1 protein-coding gene is annotated in these 14,666 nt (G+C 36.3%); it reads left to right on the top strand.

The genetic code is table 11. The features are described from left to right. The first annotated feature begins 352 nt into the window (after positions 1 to 352). A complete protein-coding gene (locus CJ192_RS08565) occupies positions 353 to 14,623 on the top strand; it encodes a SpaA isopeptide-forming pilin-related protein (protein WP_102198475.1) in 14,271 nt (4,756 codons plus the stop codon). Positions 14,624 to 14,666 lie beyond the last annotated feature (43 nt).

Genomic DNA, 14,666 nt, shown 5'->3' with positions numbered 1-14,666 from the left:
TGCCCCACGAAGTATTTACGAACAATAAAAAATTATTTCATCAAAATCTTATAAATTTTTAAATTTATAAAAAAAATCCTCTTAATAAAAAAAATTAAGGGGATTTTTTAGTGGAAAAAATCAATTTTAGTTTATTGTTTTAATTTAATAATAAAACTAAAATTGATTGACTATAAAAATTATAAAGGCTATAATAAATATAAGGAAAAGTCTGAAATCTACCTTATTTTCAGACTAATAGAAAGCAAAATATTATCTAAAAACTTTACCTAGATATTATTATCTTTAAAAAGATACTTATAAAGACAAAAATGTTTTTATTTAGAGAAAAAAATATAAAAAAGGAGTTCATATGAAAAAGATACTAAGAAAACTAACATCGTTTTTGATGGCGTTTTTTATGGTAATCCAAGTTATGCTTCCGGCTTTTATGACAAAATCCAAAGCCCAAGAAGAAAACCCAAACACCATAAAAGCTATTGATAAGCTAGAAGAAGACAAAGATTCTAGTCTCTCGGTAAGTAAATCTCATGAGATTTATGATAAGAAACAGAGTAAAAAAGATGAGGATAAATTCTCTGTAGCAGTAAGTCTTCCAGACACCACATCTAAATTTAGGCTTGTAAAAAGAAATGACCTAAAACTTTACGAAGACACTTATTATAAGACAAATGAAGAAGCTAGCAAGGAGTATTGGCGTATAAAAGATATGCTAAATAACCAAGGCCTAGACCTTGATTTGGATATAATAGAAGATGAAAACGGCTACAAACTTAGTACAAAAGCAGAAAATGCAGAAGAAGACAAAGAAAAAAGTCCATACGGTGAAAATTACTCATACATAGACTTTAAAATAATGGATGATTTTGATTTCAATGAAAAAGGAAATCAAAAACTATTTAAGGAAGAAAAATTAGTTTTCAACATAGAATTTTTAAAATATGAATCTCCAGATCCAAACTTCAACCTCTATGAAAAAGACCAAGAGGGAAATTTAACCATAAAAAATGAGGGAGATATCTTAGCCCTAATTCGTGATAAAAAGAAAACTCTATACACAACAAACTCCTTAAAAGAAGATTTTGAAAATATAAAAACTTTAAAAGAAGAAAAAGAAAAGAAAGAAGCCGAAGAAAAGGCTAAAAAAGAAGCCGAAGAAAAGGCTAAAAAAGAAGAGGAAGAAAGAGCAAAAAAAGAGCAAGCTGAGAAAAAAGCTCAAGAACAAAAGGCTAAAAGAGAAGCTGAACAAAAAGAAAAATCAGACCAAGAAAAATCTGACAAGAAAGAAGCTTCAAATCCTTCCTCTAATAAAAAAGAGAAGAAAGAAGAAAAAGACTCTTCAAACAAAGAAAGTAAGACTGAAATAAGTTTTGAGTCAGAAGAATCTTCAAAAGAAGAAAAAAATTCTAATAAAGACTCTAATAAGGAAGAAAAAACTCCTGCCACAATAGAAGAAAAGAAGGAAAAGAAAAAAGAATTTGACCAAGTAGTCAAAGAAATGAAAGAAGAAGCCAAGAAAGACCCTGCTGCCAAGGACGAAAAGAATGGCCTACTTGAAGGAGTAAAGAGCTTCTTCGGCCAAACTGACCTTAAAAAGGCAGACAAGAAACTAAAAAAGGCCCTAGCCGATGATAAAAACGGCCTAGAAGAAATCCAAAATCTTCTAAGAAGCTTTGGCGAGAAATACAAGTTTTCTAAAGCAGACCAAGCCAAGCTTATGGATGACAATGGTCCTGCTATCAAAAAGCTAATAGAAAAAGATGCCGACAAGAACTTCAGACCACAAGTGTTTGCAGACATGGGAGCCAACAAGCTTAACCTAGAAGGCAAGAAATTCCATATCCTAACTCGCTTTGACACATCAAATGCGACCGGACCAATCCAACCTGGCCAATTCTTTAAGATTCACTTAGATAAGGCGCTTACAGTAAAACCGGGAACTAAGCTTGAACCTATAAAGTATAAGGGAGATGTTATTGCAACTCCTGAATACAAGTCTGATAACTCTATTGTATATACTATAACTAAGGAAATTAAAGAAAATACCGAAATTCCACTAGATATTCCTGTAGACTACAATCCAAAAAATGTGGAACTTGATGATGACGGGACCTTTACAGTTATAAACAAGGTATCAGGACTGGGACTAATTGACCCACCAAAGGACCTTCTTCCACAAAAGGTAGATGTAAATGGTAACCCTGCGGGATCTATCATAGAACCAGGCAGAAAAGATGTAACCCAAATCATCGAAGCTGCTGATTCAAACTACAAAATGGATATGGATGCATTTGCAAACCCAGTAGTAAAAGATGGAGAGCTTCAAGGATATAACTGGACTGTAAAAATATCATCAGACACTGACCTATCAACTTTGGGCTACAAGGCAAACTTTACCGTAGTAAAAGGATCAGGACTTGGAGATATAGAAGATAAGAGTAATTTAGGACTAAAAGACCAACTTCAAGGAGCATTAGGAATTCATGACTCCAAACACCACGCTCCAGGACCAGGTGTAAGAGAAATCACTTACAATCTCTACACACCAGTCAAAGGTATGCAAGAAAAATACATGATGGATATTTCTGTCATCCTTACCAATAAGAAAGACAAACAAGGAAATCCTAAAGTTGGTGCAAAAAGATTTGTAGTAGATGGCTGGCCACTAGATAAGGTAAAAGAAGCCACACCTACAAGGGCAGGTATCAACAACAGGACAACCATCCTAGGTAAGTTTACTTCAGAATCTACTGCAGAATGGACTGTAACAGATGCTATATCAACTGGAGATGATAAGGGCACAGATGATGAAAACCCAGCTGATACAAAACTTCCTTGGGAAACAAGAACACTTGGCAACCAAACATTACAACAAAATGGTGGAAAAATTGCAGTATATGGACTAAATGCTAAGGGTGAAATGGTACAAATTGGAACAACCCAAGAGAATGTTAATCCAATGCCAGTAAAAGGTAAAAACCCAAATACAAACCAAGCAGTTGGAAATATCGCAGTTTACGAATACAACACAAAAACACCTGACAACAAAAATCCACAAACCCTTGGTGGAGTAGCTATTTCTAAATACCAAGATGTAAACGTAGAACAAAATTGGAACCTTGGAAATGGTCTAAAAATGCCAGCTATGACCTTAAAGGCAGTGGATTCTAAGGACGAAAATAAGGTTCTAGGTCAAACTACAACAACTGAGTCAGGACAAAACCCAGACCCAGCTAGTAGACGAGTAACCATACCAAATGTAAAAGTGTGGAATATTGCTGGTGATGGAAAGTTTTCTAAAAATGATCTAAAAATCAAACAAGAATTTCCAACTGGAAATACTTATAACGGAAATACTATAAATTATTATGAAAATAATAATTTTTATGATTTTAACAAAAAAGGATATTACATCCACAACAAAGCAACAGTAGAAAAATTACCAAAATTTGCAAACTTCACCCTTATTAAAAAAGATGAAAAAGGAAAGCCTCTACCAGGAGCATCCTTTAAGCTCCTAGGTCAAGGTGAGGCGGAAGTTGTAACAGATAAGGAAGGTAAGGCGCAGTTTTCAAATATAGCCCCTGGAACCTACACCCTTTTTGAAACCAAGGCTCCAAAAGGCTACAAACTTAACCAAGAAAAAACTACTGTAAGCGTAGATGATGATGGAAGAATAACTACAAGTGGATCAAACGCCAAATTATCAGTAGGAACCAATCCTACAGTAACAGTAGCAGATCCAAACTACCCTGACTACATGAATGCCATGCAATATGCTACAAAAGATGCTGATGGCAATGTTACGACCTATATCTTCCTAAAAGCTAATGAAGCAAGATCTGGCGGATCTACAAATAGGGATACCAGAATCAGCCTAAGGGTAAATGGTGGACAAATAGAGGACAAGGATGACGTAAAGGTCTATGACGTAAACCCTGACTATTATAGGGATTCTGTAAGAAAAGCCATGACTCAACAGACGGTTAATCAAGACCTTATAAATCAGCTTGGATCAAGTGTCCTAAACGCACCTAATAATAATAGGGTAATCATTGGCACCCCAAATCATCCAGATCCTTATACAAAGCAAGTTGGTTACGAAATTACCTTCCCTCAAGAAAGATTTGCAAGAGATTGGGGATTCTTGGTAGTAGCAAAATCAAAACCTTTAAATGGCGGCACAAATACCCTAACCTATGACTGGCTAACTAGCCAAGATACTGGAAGTAACGCTAAGTTACAAAACCAAACTGTTAACCCAACATCAACATCAGAGGCATCAAAGGGGACAACTATAACAGTAACAAACGAGGCCTTTGAAACTCGTCCAGTAGAAGTAAGAAAAATTGACAAAAACGAAAAACCTGTAGTCGGAGCTACCTTTGAAATAAGAGATGAAAACGACCAGGTAATTTCTACAGCCACATCCCAGCCAGCTGATAATGAAGGCAAAAACGCTGGTCTTGCATCCTTTGGAAAACTTCCAGAAGGAAAATACACCATAGAAGAAATCGCAGCCCCAGAAGGTTATGTCAAATCAGATGTAATATTCGAAGTTACAGTAGATGATTCTAAGCAAGTAACCTATAAGCCTAAATTTAAAGATGGGTCAGGATCACCAGTAAATGGTGAAGACTACTTGATAACAGATGAAGAACAAGCACAAGAAGAAGCTACTGCTAAGATAAATGTTGTAAAACAATCTTTAGTAATAAACGAAGGGGATTCAGGAGATATAGGTGTTAGACCACAAGTATGGGAAGCCTACAGGCTAGAGTCTCTTAAATATAATGCTACAATAGACCTTGAACAATCTTCACCAGGCCAAAGATTTTCTATCCAATTTGATAAAAACTTAGACTTCACCCAATACTTTGGAGAATTTCCAAAACTAAATATTGGTGGAAGGGATGTAGCAGATCCATTTTTTGACTACACAACCAACAAATTGACCTATGTATTTAACGATAATTCAATTGGTGGAAAGACACAGGCAAAAATAGAACTTAAGGGTATTATCCCATCTAAGTATTTTGCCCAAAATGATGGAACCTATCCATTTACAATAACAGTAGCACCAGGCCAAACAGGAATTACTGGTCAACAAACTATTACAACAAATGTACAAGCAGACTACGAGCAATACGACTACGATAATAAAAATGCCCAAGTACCACAATCCTACTACTTTAGGGACGTCTACCAAGATGATAAGGGAGACTGGTATGTAGCAGTACTAGCCTACTACAACCCAGTTCATATTAGAACAACAGGCCAAAAAGAGCTTAAATTTAACTGGCTATCAACCAACTACCAAGGAGCAACTAAAAACTTCTTTACCTGGGAAGGTAATGGTAACAAACCAGCCTTCTCACTAAGAGATGTTAAGATTTATCGTACATCACCATATATGGGCACAATAAAAGCAGGAAACTTTGACAAAAAAGTCAACTACAACATGCCCCTATCCTACGGTGTAAGGCCTAGTCAAGACCCTGCCAAGTACAACTTGGTATATTCAAAGGCAATTGATCCGAGATATGCTGTAAATAATGATAGACAAGGATCAATCACCTTAAACTACGACCCAGGCCAAATCCAAGAATTTGGAGTAATTACAAAAAATTCTCCACTAAAAATCAAGATGCCAGCAATTGACGATAAGAGCAAGGATGGTTATATCATAGAGCAGACCTTCAAGATTGATGACCTTTATAAGTTCAACAACCTATGGAGAGTCTTCTGCATGACAAACAATGACTTTAAGTCATCCTTCATAACCAGAGCCAACTACAACAAGGCAACAGGTGACCAGGCAGGTGGCGAGATACCAAAATTCTACAGCCAAAAGGTAGCCCTAATCAATAAGAAATACACACCAGGTAGTTTTAAGATCAAAAAACTTGATGAATCTGATAGGAGTAAAACTCTTCAAGGAGCATCCTTTAGATTGACAGATGAAAATAACAATGTTATTTATAGAACATCTGGCAGTGATGGTATAGTAGAATTTTCTAAATTAAAACCAGGTATCTATACTCTTGAGGAAGAAAAAGCTCCAGCTGAGCATATCAAGTCCGATAAGACTTGGAGAGTAAACGTCGGTATTGATGGTTTTGTAACAATAATAGAAATAGGTCTTGGATCAACAGGAGAATCCCTAGTTGGAAAAGATACTATAGTATTAGACGTTACAAATAAACCAGTTGCTACAAAGTTTACAGTTTACAAGAAAGACAATGAAAATATCCCACTCCAAGGAGCGAAATTTAAGATAACAACAACTGATGGCACAGAAGTTACCACAGGAACATCTGATAAAAACGGTCTAGTTTCATTTGGTAAAAAACTTGAAAAAGGAACTTATTTATTAGAAGAAGAATCAGCACCATCAGGTTATAAGAAACTTGACAAGAAGTGGGTAATAGAAATAGGTTCTGACAATAAAGCCAGAGTTTATAACTATATAGAGGGTCCAGAATCAGGAACTGATGCAAATGTAAATAAGTCTATCCTAGGAGTAGAAGGAACTAAATGGGTAGAAGTTGCAAAAAGACCTCTTACAGGTTGGGTCTTAGGAGATAACAGACAAACAGGTTACTACAACAACTGGCCACAACCATATAAACTAGGTACAAGAATTGTTGGTAAAAATACCAAAGACCCTAATAGTAAATACGTAATTCAAAGATACGTTATAAACCCAGAAGCTGATACAGTAACTTTAAATAACGCATCCATTCACAGAGAAAAACCACAATTTAATAATATGGATTGGTATGCTGGAAACGAAGCCTACAAGATTTTCGAACTTGATAAGGCAGTCGATGGAAATGTAGAAGATATCAGACTTGAAAACTATAGTTTGACAGATATTACAAAGGATACAAGTAAAGTCAGTGTAAAAAGCCAAGTTATTACTGGTCAACCAAGACTCTACTTGGACTTTAAAGGCAGACAAATTACAAAACCTATATTAATAGATGTAAAAATACCATACACATCAGAAGACGGTGGTGTAGGTACAGGAATGGACCTATATACAAATAAAGGTTCATATTGGAAATCTGACTACTACGATATGGCAAACCAAATCGTAGAAGGAGATCCTGTAGTAACCAAGAGTGAAGGGGGAAATATCAAGGGAGCCTATATATCAGAAGGATCACTTGATGTTAGCAACGACAAGATAGTCCAAGAATTCTCCTTCAAAAAGGTAGACGCAGACAAAGAAACAGATGGTATAACAGGTGCAACCTTTAGCCTAAAGGGACCAAAGAAATCTGACCAAGACCCAGGCAAGGAAGTTTGGAAGAAATCTGGAACAGACGGTACAGTCAAATTCGACAACCTAACACCAGGTATCTACCACCTTACCGAGTCAGGAGCACCACAAGGTTATGAGAAATCCAACACCGATTGGACAGTAACAGTAACCAAAGATGGAAAAATCTATATCAAAGATAATAACCCAGGATCCACAGTCCCAGACCAAGGAGCTAAGTGGCAAAAGGTATCAACAGACCAGCCTAATAGAAACTCAAGCGATAATCCTAACAAAGTAGCAAGCAGGATTACTGAAGTCAATAAGGCAACAGGAAAGTTTAGGCAAACTTTCTTAGTTAATAACCGACCTGAATACCTAGGTGGGTCACATATAGAAATCCATTCTCAGCCGGAAAACAGAAATCTTGACTTAGATAACACTAAAGTCCTTTCTATTAGAGAAGTGCCATACGGATCAGATATAGATAACCTACCAACAAATGGAAATGAAATAAAATATAATCCTGAAGTAATTGAGAAAAAAGGCTACAAGAGGTTAAAGATAACACCTGACATTCCATATGGTCAAAATAAAACATTCGCAGTGACCATAGAATCCAACATCCCAAACTCTGGTGGAGTAGGAACAGGTATGGACTTCTTTAATAAGTACAATGGAGCTAATAACGGTTATTGGGGAGCAGAGTGGTATAACTCCTTAGACGATATTAAGCTAGAAAATCCAACATCAAGATCTACAGACAAAAACACCAGAACCTATGTAGGAGATAGAGAAGCATCAGGCAGACAAACAGTAATGTATGCAAATCCAACATCAAAACCAGTCCTATACTCAAACAGTGGACTAATGGAAAGATCTCTTGGAATTAATAAACTAGAATCTGAAACTACACTAAGTAGAACCAAAGCTCCAATGAGATTTAGGTCAAGAAGCATAAACACCTTCGCAGATGGCTTAGAAATAGGAGATAATCTAGCAGGTAATGCTCTAAGAGCTGGTAATGGTTGGGAAGCAGTTGATCCAAGCAAATCAGAAGGAAGAGCAGGAATAACACACAGCAATTCTTATATGGAAACTAAAGTATCTGAGATTAATAAAGATGCAGATAGATTTAAGCAGTTATTCCTATTTAAACCAAAGAGTGGCGTAAACTTCAGTGGTTTAATTGAAATTCATAGGCAACCGGAACCTGGTAATGAGTTTAGACTAAACAATGGACCAAGAAACATTATCTCAACCATAAATTTCTACGAAGTTGATGCTGGTTCTACATTAGATAATATTAGAGGTAAAAAACCTGTTACCAATATAAATGCAAGTCAATTTATACCTTCAGGTAAACCTATGAGAGTTAAGGCAACTCTTCCAGCAGGAAAAACAATATTGGTAGAAGTAGAGACACCTTATGCTGCTGACAAAACAATAGGTCTAGGAGCAGATTATCAATATGATACAAAATCAGGAAGCGGTCCATGGGGGACTAAAGATTACAATACTTGGGCAGGGGATTCTTACTCAAATGAAGTTGGGGTTAATAAAAACTTATCCCAAGGTCCAAAGACAGAAGTTAAGGAAGAAGAAGTAAGAACAACCCTTCCAATTCCTAAAGATCCAGAACGTAGACCAAACGCCAACATGAAAAAAGGCGAAGAAAAACAAGTCTTCGCTGGCGAGGAAGGTTATCAAATAGATATCTATAAGGTAACTTATATAGACGGAGTAAAACAACCAAATCCAGTCTTTATAAGAACCAAAGAAAAAGTTGATCCTAAGCCAAGGATTATAGAATATGGTACAAAGGATGAAGCACAAACAACCTACACAGTTTGGACTGAAAATACAAAGATTAGTGCAAGTCCAAGCCAAAATGTAGCTGCGGGCACACAAGTAAAGGTAAATGTCACACCAGATTCTAATGAAGAACTAGACAGGCTTTACTATAATGATGGAAATAGCGATGTAGATATTGATAAAAACTCAATGACATTTAATATGCCATCATCAAATGTAATGGTAAAAGCTACATTCAAGCCAAAATCACAAACTGCAAGTTACCTTGTATATAAAGATGGTGATACAAGAGGTTATATAAGTATTAATGGCACAAGCACTAACGGACTTAGTGTTAAAGCTGGAGATACAGTTAACTTCCAAATTACCGCTGGCTCAAATTATAAGCTAACAGGTGCAAGAGTTACAAAGGCACCTTATGGGGGAGCTGTAGATAACTTCACCTTTGACCTTTCAACAGGTCTTGGATCATTCACCATGCCAGATTCAAATGTAACTATCTACGGTGACTACACTAATAAGCCATATGGCGAAAGAACAGAATCTGAAGAGAAAACTGAAACACTTAAAAAAGAAACCAAGGTCACAGTCGATGAAACTCTTGCCCCAGGCGAAAGAAAAGTTGTTAAAGCTGGTTCTGATGGAGAGGTAAAAACAAGGTATACTGCAACTTATAATATTAAAAAAGCTGGCCTACAAGAAGCAACAGCTCCAGCAGACTGGCCACAAGATGTTGTTCTGGCTCTTCAAAATAAAAAGGCAATTAACGAAATAATTACTGCCTATAACAAGGTAGAATTATCAAGAACTGAACCAGTTGCAGAAGAAGTTCGTGTAGGAAAATCTGATGACCCAATTGATAAGTTTGTTCCAACAGATGAAGATAAGCTAATCAAAAATGGAGAAACTCAAGAACTTGTTAAAATTACCAACAAAAAAGCTGGTATTACTCCTAAGATTCTAAAGAGATCTCCAGGTGGTGAAATTCTTCCAGGTGCGACTTTCACACTTAATAAGATGACTGATAGTACCTATTCAAAAATAGATACAGGTTTTGGAACCCTAATAGCAACATCTGATGAAAAGGGTGATGTAGTATTTAAGAATGGAGCAGGAAATGTTGTTAAACTTCAAAAAGGTTACTACGTTGTAAAAGAAACCAAAGCTCCAACAGGTTACAAGAAAAGTACAGCTGATTGGAAAATCGAGGTCAAGGATGATGGCGGTAGGATGTATGCCGAATATCAAGGACCAGAATCAAGTCCATCAAGCTTTATAAATGATAATAAGAAGTCAAACGCAGGATATTCAGCTGATAATGCTGGTATTAAATATAAGTCAAGGCTAACCTTTATAGATACAGAATCTAAGACCTATATTCAAAGAATCTATATAGATACAAGAGCCTACTCTGGAACAAGTCCTCTAAACCTTCAAATAACACCGAAGTATAAGAGAGAAGAAAAAGATGCTCCAGGACAACACCCAGAAACTATAAAAGATGGTGTAAAGACAGCTTATTTCACAGCTTATAAATTATCAAATCCAAGTGATTTCAGTAATATGAATGACCCTAAACTTGATAAGATTTTAAGAACTTACGACCTTTCAAACCCAGACTTGTCTATGATAAAGACAGCTAGATGGAGACCATTTGACTGGGGCTTTGACGAAGACCAATTAAACCTAGACAAGGGTGTCTATATAGTAGATGTTGAAGGATTCTATGATGATGTAATAATCACAGGCAAGTCTGACAAAACTGATAAATACAATATCCCACAAGAAGACTTAGGTAAGATTGACCTTCATGTAGATTTCTACGAGGGAGCAAGACAATTTAAGCAACTTAAACTTGATAAAAATGGAAATGCAAGTTACGAAGCCTTTGACGGTGCATCCTATCAAGGTGGTGCTAGTGAGGTTACTAGATATGTAAAATCACAAGAAGGAGAAGCAGCAGCCAAGGCTTGGTCAGGTAAGAAGGATGAAGGTGCAAAATACGCAAACTATGTAGGTAAAGAAGTCACATATAATGGCAAGACTTACAAGACTGGTATTATCAATCCAGCAATCGGAACGCCAGCTGTTCATGCAGACACATCAGTCGACCTTAACCCACTTTATAACTCAAAGGGCCACAAAGAAATACCAAGGGAAGGTCTTGAGTTTATAAATGAAGAAGAAACCTTCAATATTACCTTCTCAAAACACGGTCGTAAGGATCCAAAAGACGACATCAACAGCGAAAAGGTAACAAACAACAGGCTAGAAGGTGCAGTATTTAAACTTCAAGTACGTGGACCAGGTGGTCAATACGAAGACGTACCAGGTACAACTGTAGCATCAGCCTTCAACGGTTACTTCGGTTTCAGGGGACTAAAACCAGGCCGTTATAGACTAATGGAAGTAAAGGCTCCAGAAGGCTACAAGCCAATCAAAGACCCTGTACTTCACTTCACTATATCCTACGAAAAACCTAAAACTGACGTACAAACTGGTGAAATCACAAAAGGAAGGGGTGTTGTAACCCTTGAGTATAATGAAGGTAATGGTATCTTCCAATATGCTCCAGATAATCCAAAGATTACTCCAGAAGAAGGTAAGCTAGTCGACTATGTAACAAGTGCTACTGCCAAGAACATGGGTAAGATTATCAACGAAGTCCCAGGAAAAGGTAAGGTAGAGCTTACTAAGTACGATGATGATAAAAACCTACTTCCAGGAGCAGAGTTTAAGTTAACTAGAATTAGTAGACAAGTAAAAGGCGATGAAGATTCTAATAAGAATGACGGAAGTTATACTAAAACAGTTGGTCAAGATGGAAAGATAGTATTCGATGAGCTTCCAATCGGTCAATACGAACTAGAAGAAACCAAGGCTCCAACAGGCTACCAAAACAAGGGTAAAAAATGGAGATTCACAGTCGGTGGTGTAGGACTAGACCCATACATCAATGACAGTGATGTCGGAGACAGAGATATTTCTAAGAGTATTGAAATGAAATCTGATATGTCAGTCATTAGACCAGATGGAAATGATGGAACAGAAACTGAAGGAAATTCAAAGATTCACCCACACAAGGGTCACGCTCTTGAATTTAAAAACACCTTCAATATTAAGGATGACACAGCAATAAAAGCTGGTGACTATTTCACAATCAAGCTAAGTGATAATATCGACCTTGAAGGAGTAATGAGAGAAAAATCACAAAACCTCGATTTATTCGCAGATGGAGTCGGTACGATTGCCAAGGCTAAGTATGATAAAGAAGCGGGAACCCTAACCTATGTCTTCACATCTTATGCCGACCAATATAATAAGACTGATTTTGCAAATACTATCACAGCCCATATCAACTTGATGAAAGTTAAAAACTCTACTCAAAACGTACAAGTTGGAATGGGAATTGAGGGTACAGAATTAACTAAAAATAAGATTGCTGTAGACTATGACCTTAATATGGCAGAAATCTATGGCCTAAATATGACGTCAAAGATAGTAAGCTTTGATAGGGAAAGTGGCGAATTTGTTCAATACTTCTATATTAATAGAAATATGAATCAATCATCTGATCCTGTAACATTTAGGTATAAGCCAAGTGAAGATGTCAAAAACCTAAGAGTAGATGTTATTAACCTAAAACAAAATGGTTATAACTACTACGATTACAATAAACGTACGAGATCAACAACTCAGGATTTTGTAAATCGAGATATGCCAGAATCCTTTGGTGTAGATGAATCAAATGACAACCTCAACTGGCACAGCTGGTACGGTTATTATCAACCAAAAGCTGATGAAAATGTAGATATAACCCTAGGACCATATAACCAATATGATTCCTTGATACTCAAGGTAACAGGCCAGGTAGATAAGAAAGATATTTCATCTTACGATACCTATGCAAAACTATTTAATAAAGTTTACATTCGTGACTACTATGGCAATGTTACAAATGTATATGAAGCACCATTTGTAGAAAGAACAAATGGAGTTCGTATCTTTGAAAACAAGACCACAGCAAGTGCTGAGCTTAAAATAGATGCAATCAACCCTAAGAATGAAATAATCTTCAAGAAGATTGACCAAGAAGGTAAGATTTTACAAGGAGCTAAGTTCAAGTTAACTAAGTTCTATGAAAAGCAAAATAAATGGATTGAAGTAACTGGTTCAGAAAATACTTCCGATGATAAAGGTCTAGTTCATTATGAAAAATTAGAACCAGGTAAATATGCCCTAATAGAAACCGAAGCCCCTAAAGGCTACGGAAAGATAGAAGGTCATATAGTAGAATTTACCGTAGGCGAAGATGGTGTAATCACAAGACAAGTTATCAAGGAAAAGCCAGTAGAAAATCCACAATCTCTAATATCAAAAATGGGAGCTTTACTAAGCTCGGCAGCAAATGCCCTAACAGGAGATGCGAATACTGAAACAGTGACAGAACCTGTAAGTAAAGAACCAATTGATGTAGTAAACTACAAGGAAATTGAGTTTGAAAAGGTTGATGCAAATAACCATAAAACAAAACTTAAGGGTGCAGTATTTGAAGTTCATTACAAGGAAAAAGAAACTGATACAAAATACGAACCTGTAAAAGTTAAGAAGACTGAAGATGGCAAGGAACAAGAAGTAACCATGACAGTTACATCTAGCGATGATGGTAAGTTCAAACTTCCAATATCTAAAGATGGCTACTATGCCCTTGTAGAAACCAAGGCACCAGATGGTTATTCTAAGATTCCAGGCAATATTAGGGAATTTAGGCTTGAAAATGGCAAGGTTCAAACTCTTGAAAAAGATCCAATAAAGGCAAGCCATAAGTCAAGTGATAAGGGAAAAATCTCAAGTGAGATTATATCCTATGACAAGGATAAAGGAACATTCAAGCAAAGGATTGTTATTAACCCTAACCACGAGTCCATGACAATACCATCTAACCAATCATATATCCGTATCAAGGAAACTGACTGGAAGATTACACCTAAGTATGGTGAAACACATACGAAGGGTATAGGTGGAGAAGTCAATGTAGCCCTTCTTAAGAAAGATGGAGGTAAAACTCTTGCTAACTTAAAGGATACAGACTACAAGAAATTTGACGCAATTAGCTTTGGTACAGTTGGAAATCTTACTGGTTCAAGATATGGACTAAAGGATATGCTTGGAAAAGAGGATGTAGAGAATAGTTCAATTACAACAACAGACTCCATAGTAATGGAATTTACTGGTAAGCTTGATGATAATAATAATACAGGCATAGCAGATCAGCTATTTGAATTAGTCTTTGAATCATTAGTAGATGATAGTGTTAATGATAAGCTAGATGTCAAAGCTCTAGCAGAGAATAAACCAATCTATGCAGACCATGATAGAAATAAACCTATCCAAGTAGAAAATAAGAAAACACAATTACCAATGACAAATGGATTGGCAGCTTGGATTGGATTTACTATAATCGGACTTGTTCTTATGGTTGTTGCTGTTTGGTATTACAACAGAAAGAAAAATAAGGCTGTCGATATTAGTTCTAAATAATTTAAAAAAATATTTTTAAGACTTCGGTTTATCCGAAGTCTTT

It is taken from the genome of Anaerococcus hydrogenalis (genome assembly GCF_002871895.1).
GTDB classification, from domain to species: domain Bacteria; phylum Bacillota; class Clostridia; order Tissierellales; family Peptoniphilaceae; genus Anaerococcus; species Anaerococcus hydrogenalis.
The sequence above is the reverse complement of the archived record's forward strand: the minus strand, read 5'-3'. Positions and strand labels throughout refer to the sequence as shown.

Bases quoted from the DNA above. Each gene is read 5' to 3' on its own strand.
- CJ192_RS08565 (WP_102198475.1), top strand. From the start codon at position 353: ATGAAAAAGATACTAAGAAAACTAACATCGTTTTTGATGGCGTTTTTT.